Below are 21,224 nucleotides of genomic sequence, written 5' to 3' on the forward strand. Positions count from 1 at the left end.
TCTTTGTTGGATGAGAGGGGTGTTCCGATTAGTGGTGTTATTGTTAATTTAATTATTAATGGTGTTGCTTATAATGCTTCTACTAATGTGGGTGGTAATTGGAATATTACGTATCTTGTTAATTCAAACGAGTTAGTCAATGTTGTTGCTGAGTTTGTTGGCAATACTAATTACGCTGCCGCTGCTAATACAACTTATTTCAATGGAATGGCTTTAAACAGCACACTAATTATTAATCCTGTCCTAAATACTAAACTAAAAAATAATGTAAGTATTAATGGTAGCTTATTTGGTGAAAATAATAAGGCAATTGGCAATGTAACTGTTGTTGTGGCTGTTAATGGTGTTAATTATAATGCTACTACTGATGCAAGTGGTAAATGGGGTATCACGTATTTTGTTAATTCAACTGGAAATATTAATGTTGTTGCTGAGTTTAATGGTAATAATAATTATTTTGCTGCTGTAAATAGCACTAATTTTAATGGAATGTCTTTAAACAGTACTTTAATTATTAATTCTGTTCCTGATACTAAAGTAAATAGTAATGTTAGTATTAATGGAACTTTATTAGATGATAATAATAAGGTTATTAGTAATGTGGTTGTTGTTGTGACTGTTAATGGTGTTAATTATAATACTACTACTGATAATAGTGGTAAATGGGGTATCACGTATTTTGTTAATTCAACTGGGAATATTAATGTTGTTGCTGAGTTTAATGGTAATAATAATTATTTTGCTGCTGTAAATAGCACTAATTTCAATGTTTTAGCTTTAAATAGTACATTAACCATTAATTCTATTACAAATGCTAAAATGAATAGTAATATTAGTATCAATGGTACTTTACTAGATGAAAATAATAAGGCAATTATTAATGTGCCTGTTGTTGTGATTGTTAATGGTGTTAATTATAGTACTACTACTGATGCAAGTGGTAATTGGAGTATTACTTATTTTGTTAATTCAACTGGAATTATTAATGTTGTTGCTGAGTTTAATGGTAATGCTAATTATTTTGCTGCTGTAAATAGCACTAATTTCAATGGAATGTCTTTAAACAGTACTTTGATTATTAACTCTGTTCCTGATACTAAGGTGAATAGTAATGTTAGTATTAATGGTTCTTTATTAGATGAGAATAATAAGGTTATTAGTAATGTGGCTGTTGTTGTGATTGTTAATGGTGTTAATTATAGTACTACTACTGATAATAGTGGTAATTGGAGTATTACTTATTTTGTTAATTCAACTGGAAATATTGATGTTGTTGCTGAGTTTAATGGTAATGCTAATTATTTTGCTGCTGTAAATAGCACTAATTTCAATGGTCTGGCTTTAAATAGCACATTGATCATTAACCCTGTTCTTGATACTAAGGTGAATAATAGTGTTAGTATTAATGGTTCTTTATTAGATGAAAATAATAAGGCAATTATTAATGTAAAGGTTGTTGTGACTGTTAATGGTGTTAATTATAATACTACTACTGATGCAAGTGGTAAATGGAGTATTACTTATCCTGTTAATTCAACTGGTATAGTTAATGTTTTTGCTGCCTTTGATGGTAATGCTAATTATGTTAGTGCTGTTAACAGTACTACTTTTATTGTGACTAACAATGTAAATATTAGTATTATTAAAATAGCTAACATTAATGGAATTAATAGTGTTAAAGGTCATGTTGGAGATACTGTGATTTATACCATTGATGTAGTGAATAATGGTGTTATTGACGCTACTGGAGTTCTTGTAACTGAAATAATAGATAATACTAAATTGAAATTCAATAAAGCATCTGTAACACAAGGATATTATAATAATGCTAATGGATTATGGACTATTGATGAGCTTACAGCTGGTAAAACAGTAACACTCACAATCAATGCCACTATAATAGCCACAGGCAACATTAGTAATTCTGCTAATGTTTCAGCAAATGAAAATAATATCAATCCTAACAACAGTAGTTTAGTAACTATTGTTTCAGAAGCAATTTTGACCCAAATCAACACATTGAATGTAATAGTGGTTGTTGATAATTCTGTTAAACTTGAATCTATTTTAGAAGACAGTAATGGTAAGCCTATTGATGGTAAAGAGGTTAAATTTTATGTTAATGGAAAATTTGTTGGAACAGGTGTTACTGATGTAAAAGGTATAGCTTACTTTAAGTATACTCCAACAAAAACAGGCACATTAAATTACACTTCATCCTTCACTGATCCTACAGGTATTTATCTTCCTTCAACATCAACATCTACTATAACTATAACTAAAGACAAAATCACTTTAACTACTAAATTACCAACTGGATATATGGGAGATAAAAAAACAATAAAAGTCAAAGTTACCAACAGTGAAGACAAAATAGTTCCAAACAAAACATTTACAGCATATATGAATGGTAAAAAGATAGGTACTTATAAAACTAACAGTAAAGGTGAATTTATTATAAAAACCACACTTAAATCTTCCAATAAATTACAAATTAAGTTCGCTGGAGACAGTAAATACAATAAATTGTCTAAAAATTACACATACATTGCTAAATCTAAAGAAAAAACAATCACTAGTATATACTATGCTAAAACCAAATATGATAAAACTGTAACTTTGAAAGCTAAATTAACTACTAATAAAGGAAAAGCATTAGCTGGCAAATACATTAAATTCTATGTTGCAGGAAAATATATTGGAAAAATCAAAACAAATAAAAAAGGAATAGCTATATTCGAATATACTCCTGAGAAGAAATAATGTTTTTTTCACATCTTCAATATTGTATAGGTATAATTAAATACTGAAAGTTTAAAAATAATTTTTATTATTACTTAATTTTCTATAATAATCCTTATTTTTATTTTATATTTTTTGTTTTCATGGAATTTTTAAAATATCGGTAATTCTGCATTTTTACCTGCTGTTTTTAAGTTTGGAAGAGGAAATAAAATGAATTACCTGTAATCATTTCCACATTTCTGAAATGTGTGAAGATGATTTCAAGGTAATAAAAAATTATTTAGATTTAGGAAAATTCATACCTTTTTATACTCTTTTTGCAAATATTGGTGTGTTTGAATGAACGCTGTCTAAAATGGTTTTACTTAGTTTGACATCCTTTCTAACTTTAACTATCCCTTTTTTGCCTACTGTTGCTGTGAATAAACGTGTTTCTCCAGCATAAATTTCGTAATTTTTCCCAGTTGCTTCTTGTGGTAGGTAAATTATAATGTGTTTTTTTGTTGTTTCTACTCTTGTTTCAATTAGTTCTTGTGAAATTGTTTCTAATGGATTGACACTAATATGAATTCCTATTTTTTCTTCTAATTTATCAATTCTTTGACCATTTTTACCTATGATTTTTGGAATGTATTGTTCTTCAACAAAAACATTTACTCTGTCATCTGATTTTAGTTCAACATGAACTTTAGACTTTGGCACTGCTTTTTGAATAGCTCTTAATATTTCTTTTTCAGCTATATTTTCAATAGGGGACTTGCTTTCTTTTGTTTCTTCATCTGAATTTAATAAATCTACGTCCATTACAATTGTTTGTTCACCATAGGTGTATATTTCATTTTTTAATGTGTTAGTTTCAAAATCTCTAACTTCTATTACTGGTCTTGCAAGATCGGCTTCTTTCATTCCTGAAGGCACTTTTACAGTTAATTTAGTTTCATAAACTGATTTTACATTTCCATCTTCAATATAAATGCTTGTATCTACAATAGAAGGAATTATTCCAAGTTCTACTCTGTTAGCTATTCTTTGAATAGCATCAATTGGCTTAGTTGCATGGATAACACCAATCATCCCTACTCCTGCAAGTCTCATATCTGCAAATATATGGAAATCATGTGATTTTCTAAGTTCATCGTAAATTGTAAAATCTGGTCTAACTAAAAGTAGTATATCTGATGTATTTTCCATATTGCCTTCAAGTGCTGAGTATTGAGTTATTTCATCGCTTAATTGAAGGTCTCTTGGAGATTCCATAGTTTTGACAATTTTTCTATATTTTTCCCAGTATAATGTAGCTAATGCTTGGGCAAAAGTACTTTTACCTGCTCCAGGAGAGCCTGAAATTAAAATTCCGTGAGAATCACTTGACAGTCTTTCTTTTAACTTTTCAGATAATTTATAATCATCAATTGATACATTAGCAACAGGTCTAACAATTGTTATCTCAAATCCATCAGAAAATGGCGGCTGTGCTATTGATATTCTGTATTCTTTTGATTGGACAACAGTAGCTCCTTCCATTTCAACTTCTAAAAAAGTTTTAAAATCATTTCTACTTTTTTCTACTATTTCATCAGCATACTTTTGAAGAGTTTTATAGCTAAGTTTCTCTGAGCCGATCTCAACAAGATTAATATTTCCAGGTGTGCCTTTTTTAGCTAAAGGAACAGTATTTTCTTTTAAATGAACAGACATGGTTTCTTTGTCAAAATATTTGACTATTTGGAGAACTTTATCTATTTTTTTTGATGCGTAAATTACAGGGATTCCTTGGGCTTCAGCAACTTTTGACTGTATTTTATCTCCAGTTATAAGTGTAGCGCTTTCTGTTTTTGCAATATCTCGTATCAATGCATCAATTTCACCAGATTTTGCAAGAGATATATCATAATTTGTAGGTCGTCTACCTCTAAATGATAATGAAAGAAATCCACTATCTTGTAGTTTATGTAATTGTGTTAAGTTGTCAAGACCAGTTATACCAGTTAATAATCCTTTGTTAGCCTGATGTTCAAGCTCAGCCAATACTGCTTCAGCTATTATTACTTCAGGATAATTCCATCCTTCTTCTTTAATTATTTCTTCTAAATTACATTCAATAATAATGCTGGTATCTGGGACTATTCTTTGAAGATAATCGTTTTCATCGTAGTATTCCATTAATTAATTCTCCCCATAGGGTTATAAATTCAATCTTTTAAAGATTTTTGGTTCTATCATGTTTCAAATAATAATTCATTTTAATTCTATTTATAATATTTTCAATTTTTCAAATAGTAAAATAATTAAATGAAACTTTATTTTCAAATTTAATATTTTCTTAATTTTAAAATTAAATAAAAAATAGTACATTAACTAAAGAAATTAATCAAAATGAGTTTATTCAAAACTGGATTAATAAAATAAGTATATTTAATAAAATAAATAATTACATTTATAATAAAATGATAATACATGTTTATATTACTTAATTTTACTTAATTATTGTATTTCTTGTTTAAATATAAATTTATTGTTTACATCTTTAATTTTCATGACAACTGTTAATTCTATTATACTAATATATTTATTTAATTTAATAAATATCTTTCGGATTAAAAACCTTCTCAGCAATTATTTTCAAATCATTTTCATCTAACTCATCTATTTTATATGATTTTTTAGATAGATTATCCTTGTTTAATTCTCTAAAAAAGCAGGAATAGTATCCTTCATGACATGCAGCACCATTTTGCTTAACTTTTAGTAAAATAGCATCCATATCACAATCAACAAAAATTTCTTTTAATTCTTGAGTATGGCTTGAACTTTCACCTTTGCACCATAATTTGTTTCTTGAAGTACTCCAATAATGAGCTATTTTTGTTTCTAATGTTTTTTCAAGTGATTCTTTATTCATAAATGCAACCATTAAAACTTCTAATGTCTTGTAATCTTGAGCAATAGCTATTACTAAATTTTGACCATTTTTTTCATGTTTAAAATTAATTTCCATCTTTATTCTCCATATATTCCTTTTAAAACAGATAATACTTAGTTGTATTATTATATTTATCATACTATTAACATTTATCATAATATTGGTATTTGCCATATTGATTTTTGTCATATTTTAGTATTTTATCATATTATTGATTTTTGTCATACTTTGGTATTTTGTCATACTTTGGTATTTTGTCATACTTTGGTATTTTGTCATATTGTTGATTTTTGTCATACTTTGGTATTTTGTCATATTGTTGATTTTTGTCATACTTTGGTATTTTGTCATATTGTTGATTTTTGTCATACTTTGGTATTTTGTCATATTGTTGATTTTTGTCATAATAATAATTGTTAATACTTATTTTTCTCCTATATATTCTACTATTTCTTCTATTTTAACTAATTCCTGATTTCCAGTTTTCATATCTTTAATTGTAATACTATTTTCCTTTAAATCTTTTTCACCGATTGCAATAAGATATTTTACATTTAACTTGTTTGCTATATTAATAAGTTTCTTAAATTTTTTCCGTGACAAGTCAATTTCAACGGATATATTTGCTCTTCTTAAAGTTTGACCTATTTCAAAGGATTTTTCTCTTGTATTTTCAGATATTGGTGCAACATAAACATCAACTCTACTTTTCTCTTTCTTTTCTTCATTAATTCCATTCATTAGTCTGTCAAAACCAAAAGCAAAGCCTGTGGATTCTATCTTTTCTCCACCAAATATCTCAATTAAACTATATGTTCCTCCACCTGCAACTTGTTTTTGAGCTCCAAGACTTGGAATGTATATTTCAAAAACAATTCCTGTGTAATAATCAAGTCCTCTTGCCACACTAAGATTTAATGTATAGTTTTTAAGGTTGAATATAGCTAATAATTTAGTTAGTTGTTTAAATTCTCCAAGTGCAGGTTTGATTTCATCGATATTTGTTAGAAGCTCTTCTATTTTCTCAATTATGTTTTCATTACCTACAAATTCAATTAATTGAACTAAAATTTCCTCTAATTCTTTACTTTGATTTTCAAGTTCATTTAAATATCCTTTTAAATTTTCTTTTTCTCCTTTATCAATTAAAAGCATTATTTTATCTTGAATATCTTGAGGAGTTTGAAAATGCTTGAATATTCCTCTTATTATTCCTAAATGGTTTATGTGGATTTCAGCATCATTTATTTTAAGTTCATTTAATGAATGATTAGCCATAGCTATTATTTCTGCCTCGGCTTCAGGTGATTTAGCACCTATATTTTCGCATCCAAATTGCCAAAATTGTCTGAATCTACCTTTTTGAGGTCTTTCATATCTAAAACAGCTTCCAAAATAATAAAGCTTAATAGGTTTAGGAGTCTTTTGCATTTCATTTAAATATAATCTTGCTATTGGTGCTGTTATTTCTGGTCTAAGTGTCAATTCTCGATTTGATTTGTCTTCAAAGTTGTATAGTTGATCTAATATTTGTTCTCCTGATTTAGTTGTAAAAAGTGATAAATTTTCAAAAATTGGAGTTTTTATTTCTCTGTAAGCATAATTTTCAAAAACTCGTCTAAGTGTTTTTTCTACTTCTTTTCTATTTTCCATTTCATCAAAAAGAAAATCTCTTGTTCCTCTAGGTCTTGTAAATTCCATAAAATCCCTTTTTTATTTATTGAATATTTTATTTTAGATTTATAATTAAATAATTTGGTAAATATAATTAAATAATTTGGTAAATGATGAATTATTAAAATGAGTTTTATAATATTTAATTTTTATAAGTTTTTATATAAATAATTCACGAAATTTTAAATAAAATGTAATACTGAAAAATGGGGAGTAAACTTTCACTAAGTGTCATTTAACTAACACTGTTTACTAAAAATAGTATATTTGAAAATTAAGGGGTATTACTAAAACAATGTTTTAAAAAGAAAAGTTTATAAAATTATAAATTCAAATAATTAATTAATATGTTAAATTTAGTAATAATTGGGAGATTTTTTAAATGCAATTATTAGATAAAATAAGTCCTTTCCAACCACAAGATCCTGTAGATCCTGAAAAATTTGAAGGGAGAAAAGAGGTAATAGAAACATATTTGCCCTATTTTAATCAAGCATCACAAGGAAGACCTCTTCATTTTTTTATCACTGGTAAAAGAGGAATGGGTAAAACTTCATTAGCAAGCTATTTTAAAGATATGGCTGAACGTAAATATAAAATGGTGGGGGTACATATTTTTAATGATGGTATACATGATATAGATTCTGTAATACATCAAATAGTTGAAAGATTGTTAAATGAAATAGTTAAGGAAAAATGGTCTAAAAAGATCATTGATGGTTTTAAGAAGCATGTTAAAAGTGTTGGTTTTGCAGGGGCTAATCTTGAATTGAATAATGATAAAGAAACTATTAATCATATTAAAGATAATTTTGCTTTTGTTTTAGAAGATATTATCTCTAAATTTGAAGATAAAAATGGTCTTTTAATTATTATCGATGATATTAATGGATTAAGTGATGATACTAAGTTTTCAAATTGGTATAAAAGTTTTGCAGATACATTGTCTACTAGATTTGGTGGCAATATACCTTTAGCTATGATACTTGCAGGATATCCTGAAAAACTGGAAAAATTACACCAACACAATCCTTCTTTTACTAGAATATTTAAACATATTGAGGTCGAAAAATTAACAGACTATGAAATTAGGGAGTTTTTCATTAAAAATTTCCAGATTTCAAATATTAAAATTGAAAAAAGTGCATTAGACATTATGGTTCATTTTTCGTCTGGATTACCTAATATGATGCAAGAAATTGGAGATGGTGTTTTTTGGATTAACAATAATAAAACTGTTAATTACAGAGATGCTTTAAATGGAATCATCAGAGCAGGTAATGAAATTGGATTTAAGTATCTTAAGCCTGATTTAGATAGTTCAATAAGAAGTGATAAATATTTAGCTATTTTTAAAAAGCTTGGTAGAGATTTTTTTGGTCAAGATTTAGGAAAAGATTACTCTTTCAGGAAAAAAGATTTCATTTCTTTGTTAGATACTAAAGAAGCAAAAGTTTTCAGTGATTTTCTGATTAAAGCAAGAGATCTGAAAATTATTGAATTTAAAGGAGCTAAAAGGAGTGATCATTATGCATTTACAAACAATTTGTACCTAATTTACTTCTTGATTAAAATCCTTGAGCAAGAATCAGAAAAATAATTATTGTGTGTCCACTAATTATTATTAACTTAGTTTACAAATATTGTACTTATTATATTTGTTTTTGTATTATTAAATATTATTTGTTTTTGTATTATTAAATATTAATTTATTATTTGAATTATAGCTATTTATGGTTATTTAATATTAAAGGTGTTAAATTGAATATTGATAGGTCAACAAAAGTATTAGGATTGATTGGAAATCCTGTAGAACATAGTCCTGCAACTTTTATGCATAATGCAGCATTTAAAGATTTAGGATTAAATTATGCTTACTTTTTATTTAATGTTAAAGAGGACAATGTTAAAGATGTTATTCCTGGAGCAAAAGCATTGGGGATTAAAGGTTTTAATGTTACAATTCCTCATAAATTAGCTATTATGGAAAAATTAGATGAAATTGATCCAATAGCTAAATTAATAGGTGCAGTTAATACTGTAGATATCACAGATGGTATAGCTAAAGGATACAATACTGATGCTTATGGTGCAGTTAAAGGAATTAGTGAAATAATAGATTTAACTGATAAAAAAGTAATCGTTGGAGGTGCAGGTGGTGCATCACGAGCAATATCTTTCCAATTAGCTATTTCTGGAATTGAAAATTTAGCAATATTAAATAGGAATGAAATTAAGTCGAAATTACTTGGAGATGAAATTGAAAATGCACTGAAAAATGAATTTATAAATGAAAACACTTCTTTTGATATTAATAATAATTTAACCATAAAGGGGACTTCAATAGATTCAATGGAAAAAGAACTTAAAAATGCAGATGTTTTAATAAATACAACTCCTGTTGGAATGTATCCAAATATAAATGATAAACCAATAGCTATTTCATCATGGATGCATTCTGATTTGGTAGTTAATGATATAGTTTACAATCCTTTAGAAACAAGACTACTTAAAGAAGCTAAAATAGCTAATGCGAAAATTATACCTGGAACTAAAATGTTAGTCTATCAAGGAGCAGTTAGCTTTGAAATATGGACTGGACATGTACCATCTATTGATGTTATGGAAAAGGCAGTAATGGAACAACTTACTAAAAAACAAGGTTGATTCTATGGATAATGATAATGAATTAAATTTTTTGCTTGACTTTAAAGTTAATAATGAATTTGAAAATCAAGAACTTGAAACCACATCTAAAAAAAGTGTTTTAAAGTTTTTAAGTCAAATTGGGGTGGATACACGTTTCATATCCTTTCATCAGCAAAAAATTTACATAAACAACATTAGATTTTCAAAGTTTTCAAAGAAAAAACAAGAAATTTTCATTAAAAGATTTAAAGAGATAGCTATTATAAAATCATCCCTTTTTCAAAAAATAGCTAATAAATCTTCAAAAACATTATCTAATAGTTTAAATATTAATGATACAATTTTAGTACCTATATCATCTAATTTAGGTAAAATAGCATATATTCTTTTAGAACCATATACTCGAAAATATGGGGTTAAATTAATATGTTTTGATGAAGATGAGGTTAATGATATTCATATAAACCGGGTTGTATCTCTTTTAACTTTGAATCAAAAAGCAGAAAATATTTTATCTGATATTTTTAAAGGTAATGGTGTTGTAGAATCTTTAAAATCAGATGATGAAAAGTTTATTTATCCATTTATTAATATTGATGAAAAACAATTAAATGATTTTATTTCAGAATATTTTTTTAAATTAGATGAATCTTATGAAGAAAAACATGATGAAATAGCTATTTCATTCATGAATTTTATTGAGTGTATTATTCCACAATATAAAGAAAATATTTTAAAGTCAGTGAAGTACTTAAATAAATGAACTTTATTTGTTTGTAATTACATTAATGGATGCTTAATTTTTAAAATTTAAATTACTTCTTGAAAAATTTTCTAATGAATGGCACGATTTTAAAGAGATTCAAATATATTAAAATTAAGATGTTAAATAAATTTATATGATGAATACAATAAATTTTAAATATATATTTATACACTGATTTCGCAAAATAGAAAATTTTGCAAAATCTCCCTAAGTACCTAAATCAGTTTTTATGGCTTCAAAAAGGATTTTGAAAAAATTTTTTATTTTTTCGAAATCAGTGTTAAACTTGTATTTTACAATTGTAATTTCTCTAGCTTTCAGGATGTCATTCCTATAATTTTTTAATTGCCTTTAATTACATTATTAATATAAGTATTTGAGTCAGTAAGAATATTTAGAAGTTAAACAAGGATGTCTGACCTTTGTCTCTTACTGGGGTTTCTTTTTTTTCAGGATTTTTCTTTTTATCCACATCAAATAGGGATCTTTGTCCTTTATTTTTTTCTGTTGTTTTATTTTTATTAGTTTTCTTTTGCTTTTCTTTATTTTCATTTGTAGGCTTTACTTCTTCATTTATTTCCTTCTTTTCTTCTTTTTTGCCTTTTTCTTCTGATGGTTTATTTTTGGTTTTGTTATTTGTTGGATTAAATAAATTATCTGCTATATTTGCATTTCTATTCTCTTTTTTCTGCTTTCTAATTTCTGCTTTTTTCTTTTCCATTGCAGTAATTACTTTCTTTGGGATTTTTTTCTTTCGGAATCTTTTTATTTCTTCATCATCTAATCCAATATAGTCTGCAATTTCATAAGCCATTGTATCATTTTGGAAGATAATTTCTAATTGGGAAAACATTGAAATAGCTATGCTTTGGGATATATGTAGCTTTTCTGACATTTTTTCAGCTATTCTGTCTCTTAATGCTCTTTTTCCTCGACTTTTTCCCATTAGGCTAAATGCCATTGATCCTGTCATTTTTGTGAACTTTTTGTAGGTTTCGTCTTTTGCAAGTGATACTCCTAATCCCATAAAGTCACTTGCATATCTCCAATAAGTGTAGTTTCTGCTGGATCTTGCTCTTCCGAAATATAGGTCTGCTTTGCTTATCATTTGGTATGCTTTTTTGATTTCGTGTTTTTTCTCGTATTCTCTTGGGATATTTTCTGCAATGTATTCCATAACAAGTGTTGGATCTTCTTCTAATCTCATGGCTTCTTTGATGTTTTTAAATGTTTTACTTTTTAAAACTCGTCCAACACCATCGAATATTGTGGATCTTGGATCCTTTTTGTTAATATGATTTAAATCTTCAAGAGTTAATCTGTTTGCACTTCCAACCACTACTTGTAGTGTGTTAATAGCTGATCTCATATCTCCATTTGATTGTTTAGCAAGCGCTTTAATAGCTTCGGGATCAGTTTGTATTCCTTCTGTGTGGGCTATTTTTCTAAGTAATGCATTCATTGAGTTTGTGTGAACTTTGTTTATTTTTATCACTAAACATTTTGGTTTTATTGAGGTTAATCGTTTACTGTAAAAATCATTAGCCATCATTATCATGGGGTGTTTAGATTCTTTGATTATTTTTCCAATTGCTCTTGTTCCTCCTCTATCATCTGTTCCATGTATACCATCAATCTCATCTAATATGATTAACTTATGACTATTTCCAAATAATGATTGTGTGCTTGAGGATTCGCCTATTGTGTTCATTATTATGTCGTATGAACGCTTGTCACTTGCATTTAATTCAATGTATTCTGAAAACTCCTTAGCTATTATGTGAGCTAAGCTAGTTTTTCCTGTTCCTGCAGGACCAATTAGAAGTAAGCAAGGTTGAGGTTCATTATTTTGCCATTGTTCAACCCATTCTTCCACTTGTTTTTTCTGTTTGGCATTACCTATAACTTCTTTAAATGATTTGGGCCTATATTTTTCTGTCCATAACATAATGATTACCTAAAGTTAGTAATATTATAAGTTTAGTAATATTATAAGAATTGAGCAAGTAAAGCTTCTAATTGTATTCTTGGATTTGCACCTTCTCTTATTCTAAAATCAGTTTGAGCAAGTGATTCAATTAAATCAATATATACTTCACTACTCATTTTATCCTCAAAAGCTCTTTTAGATATTTCCTGATAAATCTGATTTACCATATCTTCTCCACTTGTACCTTGAAGAACCATAACTTCTCTAAGCAAATTTCTTGCTCCCATGAAATCTCCACTTAATGCTTTGGTTATCATATCAGTAATATCTTTGGGTTTAGCTTTGGAAATAACATCATAAAGACTATCTTCAGTTATTTTTTCCCCTTCTGAAGCAGAGGCTTGAAGAATATTTATTGATTTTCTCATGTCTCCTTCAGCAAAGTAAACTATGGATTCAATAGCTGGAAGTTCATATTCAAAATTTTCTTCTTTTGCAATGTACTCTAAACGATTTACTATATCTTCTGATTTAATTGGTGTAAATCTAAAAATAGCTGTTCTTGATTGAATAGGGTCAATGATCTTTGAAGAGTAGTTACAGGATAATATAAATGATACTGTTTTTGTGTACATTTCCATTTCGCGTCTAAGTGCATGTTGAGCATCTTTTGTCATGTTGTCAACTTCATCTAAGAATACTATTCTAAATGGTGTTCCAACAGGCTTTAATCTGCAAAATTCCTTTATATTTGTTCTAACTGTTTCGATTCCTCTAGCATCTGATGCATTTAATTCAAGGAAATTTTGGCGCCAATATTCTCCAAGTACAGATTTAACTAACGCAAGAGCACTTGTAGTCTTTCCAACACCTGCAGGACCTGTAAACATTAAATTAGGCATACTTTCTTCATTCACATATTTTTCTAATCGTTCAATTATATGTTTTTGACCAACAACATCTTCCAATTTTTGAGGTCTGTATTTTTCTACCCATGGTCCATTCATTTAAATCATCCTTTAAAACTAATTTTAATAAAGTTTTGGTAATATGCATTTATATTAAAGTCTATAAAATTAATATTCGTATTTATTTTGCTTATATAATTGCATATATTGATATTTTATTCATGCAATATTAATAATATTCCTACTATATTAATAATATTCTTTATAATAATTGATATCATTCATACAATATTAATACTATTCATACAATTATTAGTACTATTTATATATTTCATGTCTATTTATGCATAAAAATATATTTTAATATAATAAATATAAATTTGTTATTCTTTGTTATTAATATTTTTATTGGTTAAATGTTTGAATATATATAGTTGCCATTAATTTTCTACTTTCTTAAAATCATTAGAATTTAATAAATTTCATGAAATGTTCAATAACACTCTAAATAACATATTAATAATTATAATATATTTAATCTCATCTACTATAACTATTATTATAATTAAAAATGTTTAATTTAATTTTATAATATACATATATTTTCTAAAATTTTCATGTATAAATTATACTTTAATGCAAAACTTTTATATACTACTTAAAAATAATATAACTTTGTGTGACTAGAAATAGCCGCATGTTTTTTGAAAACCCAAACTTTGAGTAGTAAAAGTAAAGAATAAATTGCCTCCATCTCTTAATACAATATGATTATCCAATATTTTGGTAAATTTTTTCCACATTTTACTACTCATTTTTAATTAATTTTGAGAATATTCTTATATTTATCCTTAATTTTAATTTATTTTAATGTTTTTGATTTATTTTATTTTGTTTCTATGATCAAATTTACCTACTTTTTAACTATATACTATTTTAATCCATTTTAATCCTGTTTTTGCTTGTTTCAATAAAATTATTAAAAGACAATATTTATTAATAACCTAAAACAAATTATATTAGAATTATTAATTAAATAGTTATTTAAATTACTTGTTTCACAAGTAGAAAATTTTGTAAAATTTTTCTTATATTTTAAATTAAAATTATCATCTTTTTAAAGATTTGAAAAAATTTTCTATTTTTTGAAATCAACATTTAAAAACATCTAAATTAAAGGAAATTAAAGGAGTTTTGCTAATGAGTAAATTAGGTCCATGGAGACTTAGATTTAGAATGTGGGGGGCAATGGTACTACTTTTTGCTCTAATTTATATTATAATCTTGTTAATTGGAGATTTCACTGGATTTGGACATTATTCAATATATCCGATTATTGTCATAGCTATGATTGTAGTGCAATATTTAATAGGTCCTAAAATCGTTGAATGGTCTATGCATGTTAAATATGTCTCAGAAGAAGAGGCTCCAGACCTTCATAGGATTGTTGGAGAATTAGCTCAAATTGCAGGAATACCAAAACCAAAAATAGGTGTCTCTGAAATGGCAGTTCCTAATGCTTTTGCTTTTGGAAGATACAAAGGTGATGGTAGGGTTTGTGTAACAAGAGGTTTACTTAATATATTATATGAAAATGAGGTCAGAGCAGTTGTTGGGCATGAACTTGCACATATTAAACATAATGATATGATTGTTACAACTATTGTCAGTGCGATTCCATCTATATTCTATTGGATTTATATATCTTTCATGTTTGGAGGTAGTGATAACAACAATAATGGTTTCATAATTGGAATTGTTGCTTTAATAGCTTATTTTATTGGTCAGTTAATAGTTCTTTTTGTTTCAAGAGTAAGAGAGTACTATGCAGATCAAGGAAGCATAGAATTTGGGAATCCTCCAGAAGCACTTGCTTCAGCACTTTATAAATTAGTCTATGGTGCAACAAATTGTAGTAAACAGGATATTAATAAGGTTAAAGGGACCTCAGCATTTTTCCTCAATAATGTTAAGGATGCAGGTTTTGATATTGATGAACTTTCTCAATTAGACACAGATAACGATGGACTTATCTCTGCTTCAGAATTAGCACAATTAAAATATCGTCAAATTAATGTAAAGAAATCTGATAAGTTCGCTGAACTTTTTTCAACGCATCCAAATATGTTAAAAAGAATGGAAAGATTAGCACAGTTTGTTTAGCATAATTTAGTTCATTGTTTAATATTTTCATTTTTTTAATTCTATTTATTCTTTTATTAATCTATTATTTTTTAATTATAATGTTAAATAAGTTATACATTGAATTGTTTAGCTATTCCTACTATCTGAGATTTATTGACCCATGTTTTAATTCCTGAAACTTCATAAATAACTCCATTTTCAATTACTGTTTCAATTTTTTTATTATCACTTACTAAATATATTTGATTTCCTTTTGTTTTATTAACTCTTTTTATAATTAAACCATATTGATTATCATTAGCAACTACAATGTCTCCAGGTTTAACATTTTTATCTTTTTCAATAATAATTTTTTCACCATCTTTCAAAGTAGGTACCATAGATGTTCCATCAACAAGTACTATCATTGGTAAAGTGTTATCTCCAAATTGAGAATGAAGATTTACATCAATGTCTGTATATCCATATTTTTCACTTATTTTTTTAATATCTTCCTCTATAGTTGTTGCATTAGTGCTTATATTGTTTACTTGTTTGTATATAAATATATGAAGCTCTTGTTCAAGTTTTGAGTTATCTTTTCCATTAAATGGTATTGATAAAACTTCTGTACTTACATTCACACCATCGAGTTTCACATTAATCACAGCATCATCTGAAAATACAACTGTTAATCCTCCAATAATAGCTATAATGATCACGATACTAGCTATTATAGTAATTCGCTTATTCATTTCTATTTTCCTCCAGCGTTCTTATTTTTAATCTTTAGATTTTAATCTTTATTTATCCTTCTTTTTTTCATTCAATTAATTCATCACAATCAAGTATGTTCATGTTTAACAGGACTTTCATTGTTTCAATGTCAATTTGACCTGGTGCTGTCACATCATCAGATGCCGCGAAGGTTATCGGTGCTTTAAATTTTGGGGCTATTACTCTTGTGTAGCTTCCAAGCTGTCCCATAGAAATAGCTATTGTATTATCAAAATGTGAGAGAATAGCTAAAACATCTAATGTATCTTCTAATGTTTGGGGCATAACTGCGATTTTAGCAATGTCTCCAATTTTTTTTTCTTTTTCCACGATTTCTAACATTTTTTCAATTGGTGGTGTTTTTTCAAAGTCATGGAAAGATATTATAGTTTTAACTCCAGTTTTAACTATGGAATCAATGTGCTTCTTATCAGTTTTAAGTTCAATATCTACATACTTTGCAACATCACAGCACTCAAGCAAAATATTTACTCTTTCTTCCTCACTACCTTTAAAAGAACCTCCTTCACTTCTAACACGATTTGTTGCAATCGTGGGGAAGTTGATTTCCTCAATTATGCTTTCTACATCCTTTGGATTAGGATTAGTAATTGCATCTATTCTAAGTTCTAATATGTCTGCACCTTTTTTAATATAATCCTTTGCAGTTTTTAGTATTTCTTCTTTATTCTCTTTAAATATAGGAATAGCTATTTTTGTATCAGGATACAATTTTTTGCCTCATTAACAACATATATTAACTATTTATTAAATTTTATTAAATAATATTATATAATATCCATTAATTACAACATTATTAATTCATTTAGAGCATTATTATTCATTTAACATTATTCTAAAATTTATCATTTATTTTACATTTTATTCAAATTATTAATATGTTATGAAGTATCAATATATTATTTAATAATATAGTTTAATAATATTATTACTTTTTATTATTTTATATTATTTTCTATGACATTAATTTAGTATATTGTCATGACAATTTAATATTATAGTTTTAAATATTTCATTATCCTCTAATTAAGCTTTAATTTTCTTTATTTTAGATATATGGTATGAAATTAATAACATATAAACATTTAAAATTAAATAGTCATGACAATATATTATGTATATATTAAATTATAATAAAATTGTTATTATATGAAGAGTATATTTATAAATTAAATATTAATATTGTAATTTAAAGGTGTTTTTAATGAAAGCAATAGCCATTGGAGCAGATATATCTAAAAATGATGTTTCAACATCAAATTCTCTAATAAATAATATTGAAAATAATTTATATCGTTTAGTTGATATTGGAGCAGAACATGCAGCATTGACAAATGTTACAGGGGATGATCTTGTTATAGGTGCTTTTGTTCAGGATGATTTAGTTGAAAGAATGAATCAGGAGATTATTAACATATTAAGAGATAATGCTGAAGATATTGGTGATGTTGGAGGCATATCTAAAAATCCAAAAGATGCTGGAGAAGGAGTATCCTATGCAGAAGCTAACATCCGTCAAGACAGGTACCCTGATGCAATTATATTGGCATTTGACACTTATGGGGGAGAATCTTTTGTTGAAAAAGCTGCAAATTCAGCAATTGATGCAGCTTCAGGAATAGATGGTCTTACAGACACTTCTAAAAGACTTGAAAATAAAATAAACGAAATCCCTGGTGTTGGCTATGTTTCTAATGAAACAGATGATCCTGTTCTAATAGCTACAGTTGAAGATATGGAGTCTGTTGGAATAATCTCTGGAGCTATGATGGGGGCAGCTTTAGGTAATAAAAATGTTTACTTGGTAAAAAGAGGAACTCCTGCAAATGTTATTCCTGGAACTGTGATCTTCTCAGCAACTGCATTTATGAATGGAAATGTAATTGATTTAGCAGTACCATATCATCAAAGAAATAGAATACTTGGATAATTAATTTTAAAATAATTATTTCTTAACATTTTTATAGCTATTTTAATATTATTTCTTTTTTTATTAGGATTCAATGGATATTTCATGGAAAACAAGAAAATTTTTTATTTTATAAATTATAAATAGATAAGTATAATATTGCTAAAAACAAAAATATTAATCATTGTACATTTTAATATAATATTAAATATTTCATTAAATTAATACTTTTTAATTTATATATTTTTTCAATTAATTATCACTTGATAAAAAATTATATGGATGATAAAATGATATTATTAGATAAAAATACTAAATGTTTAGTTCAGGGAATCACTGGAAAACAAGGATCATTTCATACAGAGCAAATGCTTCAGTATAATACTAATATTGTTGCAGGAGTCACTCCAGGTAAAGGTGGCAGTGATTTCAGGAGTGTTCCTATATTTGATTCGATAGAAGAAGCTAAAGAGAATATTGATGTTAATTCTTCTATACTATTTGTTCCAGCTCCCTTTGCAAAAGATGCTGCATTTGAATCAATTAAACACTTAGATTTAGTTGTTATAATAACTGAACATATTCCAGTTCATGATTCAATGGAAATAATGGAATATGCTAAAAGAAAAGGAGTAACTGTTATTGGTCCGAATACTCCAGGAATAATATCTCCAGAAGTAGGTAAACTTGGAATAATGCCTACACATATATTTTCTGAAGGAAATGTGGGAGTTATATCAAGAAGTGGAACTTTAACTTATGAAGTAGCAAGTCAATTAACCAGAGCGGGAATTGGACAAAGTACTTGTGTAGGGATTGGTGGAGATCCAATTATTGGTACAGATTATGCTTCAATACTCAATAGATTTGAAAAAGATCCTTTGACTGATCAAATTGTTATGATTGGAGAAATTGGAGGGAACGCTGAAGAACAAGCAGCAGAATTTATAAAAGAACATATTTCCAAACCAGTTATTTCTTACATTGCTGGAAGAACTGCACCTCCAGGTAAACGAATGGGGCATGCTGGAGCTATTATTGAAGGGGATGCAGGAACTGCAGATAGTAAAATGAAAGCATTACGAAGTGCAGGAGCTCATGTAGCCTCACGACCATCTGAAATTGTGGAAATTATCAATAATTTATAGTTAGATTTATATTATTAATATATTGTTTATAGTTAGATTTATATTATTAATATATTATTTATAGTTAAATTTATATTATTAATATATTATTTATAGTTAAATTTATATTATTATATATTATTTATAGTTAAATTTATATTATTAATAATTATATTTGTAATAATGGTAACACTTATCTATTTATTTAATTGGGTGTTTTTAAGAAATTAGGGATTATCATGTCAACTAATGAAATAATTGAAAAGCTTATTAATGGTGAAATTAAATTATATGAAGTTGAAAAATATGCTTCATCAGCAAATGAGGCAACTGATGTAAGACGAATGTTTATTGAGAAAGTTAGAAATGTTTCTCTTGAAAATATTGCTAAATATACATTAGATATGGAAGAGGCAGGTAAACGGAATATTGAGAATTCAATTGGAGCAATTCAAATACCTATTGGAATAGCTGGACCATTAAATATCAATGGTGATTATTTAAATGAGGAAGAAATTTATGTTCCACTTGCTACATCTGAAGGAGCATTAGTAGCATCAGTTAACAGAGGATGTTCAGCTATTTATGCTGCTGGAGGAGTTAATGCTCATTTGATTGATGATAAGATGACACGAGCTCCAGTTATTAAATTAAACTCTTCAACTGATTCAGTTAAATTAAAATCATGGTTTGAAAATAATTTCTCAAAATTAAAAGAAATAGCTGAATCTACAACAAGCCATGGTAAGTTAATAAAAATAGATCCTATATTGATTGTTGGAAATTATGTGTATCCTCGCTTTACCTTTTCTACTGGGGATAGTATGGGTATGAATATGGTAACAATAGCTACGGAAAAAATATTAGAAAACATACCTCAAGAATTAAATGCTCATGTAATTGCCCTTAGTGGAAATGTCTGTGTTGATAAAAAACCATCAGCTATTAATTTTATTGAAGGTAGAGGAAAGTCTGTAGTTGCAGATATCATAATTCCTGAAAATATTGTTAAATCTAAACTAAAAACCACATCAGAGGCAATTGAAGAAGTTAATATAGTTAAAAATTTGCTAGGCTCTGCTGTATCTGGAAGCATGGGCTTCAATGCTCATTATGCAAATATGATTGGAGCTATTTTCTTAGCTACAGGTCAAGATGATGCTCATATTGTAGAAGGAAGTCTTGGGATAACAACAGCAGAAAATAGAAATGGGGATTTATATTTTTCAGTTAATATGCCTGATTTGCCAATAGCTACAGTTGGAGGAGGAACTTCAATTGAAACAGCAAAAGAATCATTGAATATTTTAGGAGTTGCAGGCTCTGGAAAGGTAAATAAATTTGCAGAGATAATAATATCTGTGGTTCTTGCAGGGGAACTATCTTTGTTAGGTGCACTAGCTGCAGGTCATTTAGCAAGAGCTCATAAGGAATTAGGTAGGGGAAAATAGTTATTTTCATATTAATAAAAGCATTTTCTTATACCTAAAATGGTTTATTTCTAGAAATAGCTTTTGATCAAACTTTTTTTAAAAGTTTGAAATGTTATTTTCATATTAATAAAAGCATTTTCTTATACCTAAAATGGTTTATTTCTAGAAATAGCTTTTGATCAAACTTTTTTTAAAAGTTTGAAATGTTATTTTCATATTAATAAAAGCATTTTCTTAT

The 21,224-nt window shown here is 27.2% G+C and carries 15 protein-coding genes; 8 read left to right on the forward strand and 7 right to left on the reverse strand.

The annotated features are described in order from the left end of the window. Nucleotides 1–2,763, forward strand: a 2,763-nt coding sequence (locus MBFIL_RS04795; RefSeq protein WP_157078675.1) for a DUF11 domain-containing protein, incomplete at its 5' end; no start/stop codon positions are given. A gap of 288 nt (nt 2,764–3,051) precedes the next feature. Here MBFIL_RS04795 and MBFIL_RS04800 read toward each other — a convergent pair. The 3 genes from MBFIL_RS04800 to hisS all read right to left on the reverse strand — a co-directional run bounded on the left by MBFIL_RS04800 (nt 3,052) and on the right by hisS (nt 7,369). Further along, entirely contained in the window at nt 3,052–4,908 is a 1,857-nt protein-coding gene (locus tag MBFIL_RS04800) for a PINc/VapC family ATPase (protein ID WP_066971963.1), read from the reverse strand. Nucleotides 4,909–5,323: 415 nt separating this feature from the next. Further along, the gene (hisI, locus tag MBFIL_RS04805) at nt 5,324–5,743 is read right to left on the reverse strand and encodes a phosphoribosyl-AMP cyclohydrolase (protein WP_066971964.1); all 420 of its coding nucleotides are present in this window, start codon (nt 5,741–5,743) and stop codon (nt 5,324–5,326) included. 348 nt (nt 5,744–6,091) lie between these two features. Continuing rightward, nucleotides 6,092–7,369, reverse strand: a complete 1,278-nt coding sequence (gene hisS, locus MBFIL_RS04810; RefSeq protein WP_066971965.1) for a histidine--tRNA ligase — start codon at nt 7,367–7,369, stop codon at nt 6,092–6,094. A 355-nt stretch (nt 7,370–7,724) separates the two neighbouring features. Between hisS and MBFIL_RS04815 the strand changes: the two genes are divergently transcribed. The 3 genes from MBFIL_RS04815 to MBFIL_RS04825 all read left to right on the forward strand — a co-directional run bounded on the left by MBFIL_RS04815 (nt 7,725) and on the right by MBFIL_RS04825 (nt 10,754). Beyond that, nucleotides 7,725–8,942: an ATP-binding protein gene (locus tag MBFIL_RS04815; protein ID WP_066971966.1), complete on the forward strand. Its 1,218-nt coding sequence runs from the start codon at nt 7,725–7,727 to the stop codon at nt 8,940–8,942. Nucleotides 8,943–9,103: 161 nt separating this feature from the next. Then, on the forward strand, nt 9,104–10,009 hold the full coding sequence (locus MBFIL_RS04820) for a shikimate dehydrogenase (RefSeq protein ID WP_211261718.1): 906 nt from the start codon (nt 9,104–9,106) through the stop codon (nt 10,007–10,009). Nucleotides 10,010–10,013: 4 nt separating this feature from the next. Continuing rightward, nucleotides 10,014–10,754 carry a hypothetical protein gene (locus MBFIL_RS04825; protein WP_066971967.1) on the forward strand — a complete coding sequence of 247 codons (741 nt, stop codon included), beginning with the start codon at nt 10,014–10,016 and terminating at the stop codon, nt 10,752–10,754. 397 nt (nt 10,755–11,151) lie between these two features. On the opposite strand, the gene MBFIL_RS04830 is transcribed toward MBFIL_RS04825, so the two are convergent. Continuing rightward, nucleotides 11,152–12,705, reverse strand: a complete 1,554-nt coding sequence (locus MBFIL_RS04830; protein ID WP_066971969.1) for a replication factor C large subunit — start codon at nt 12,703–12,705, stop codon at nt 11,152–11,154. A 41-nt stretch (nt 12,706–12,746) separates the two neighbouring features. Then, nucleotides 12,747–13,694: a replication factor C small subunit gene (locus MBFIL_RS04835; protein ID WP_066971970.1), complete on the reverse strand. Its 948-nt coding sequence runs from the start codon at nt 13,692–13,694 to the stop codon at nt 12,747–12,749. A 1,101-nt stretch (nt 13,695–14,795) separates the two neighbouring features. On the opposite strand from MBFIL_RS04835, the gene MBFIL_RS04840 reads away from it, so the two are divergent. Next, nucleotides 14,796–15,758, forward strand: coding sequence for a zinc metalloprotease HtpX (locus MBFIL_RS04840; RefSeq protein ID WP_066971972.1), 963 nt, complete (start codon nt 14,796–14,798; stop codon nt 15,756–15,758). A 92-nt stretch (nt 15,759–15,850) separates the two neighbouring features. Here the strand turns inward: MBFIL_RS04840 and MBFIL_RS04845 are convergent, their stop codons facing one another. Both MBFIL_RS04845 and aroD read right to left on the reverse strand, forming a co-directional pair. Continuing rightward, nucleotides 15,851–16,474, reverse strand: coding sequence for a S24 family peptidase (locus tag MBFIL_RS04845; protein ID WP_066971973.1), 624 nt, complete (start codon nt 16,472–16,474; stop codon nt 15,851–15,853). Nucleotides 16,475–16,541: 67 nt separating this feature from the next. Next, on the reverse strand, nt 16,542–17,228 hold the full coding sequence (gene aroD / locus MBFIL_RS04850; RefSeq protein WP_066971974.1) for a type I 3-dehydroquinate dehydratase: 687 nt from the start codon (nt 17,226–17,228) through the stop codon (nt 16,542–16,544). A 493-nt stretch (nt 17,229–17,721) separates the two neighbouring features. Between aroD and MBFIL_RS04855 the strand changes: the two genes are divergently transcribed. The 3 genes from MBFIL_RS04855 (at nt 17,722) to hmgA (ending at nt 21,004) form a co-directional block, all read left to right on the forward strand. Further along, a complete protein-coding gene (locus MBFIL_RS04855) occupies nt 17,722–18,447 on the forward strand; it encodes a hypothetical protein (protein WP_066971975.1) in 726 nt (241 codons plus the stop codon). Between the two features lie 269 nt (nt 18,448–18,716). Next, on the forward strand, nt 18,717–19,574 hold the full coding sequence (sucD, locus tag MBFIL_RS04860) for a succinate--CoA ligase subunit alpha (RefSeq protein WP_066971977.1): 858 nt from the start codon (nt 18,717–18,719) through the stop codon (nt 19,572–19,574). A gap of 218 nt (nt 19,575–19,792) precedes the next feature. After that, complete coding sequence (hmgA, locus tag MBFIL_RS04865) at nt 19,793–21,004, forward strand: hydroxymethylglutaryl-CoA reductase (NADPH) (protein WP_066971979.1); 1,212 nt, start codon at nt 19,793–19,795, stop codon at nt 21,002–21,004. Nucleotides 21,005–21,224: the final 220 nt, after the last annotated feature.

The organism is Methanobrevibacter filiformis (assembly GCF_001639265.1).
Taxonomy (GTDB): Archaea; Methanobacteriota; Methanobacteria; order Methanobacteriales; family Methanobacteriaceae; genus Methanacia; species Methanacia filiformis.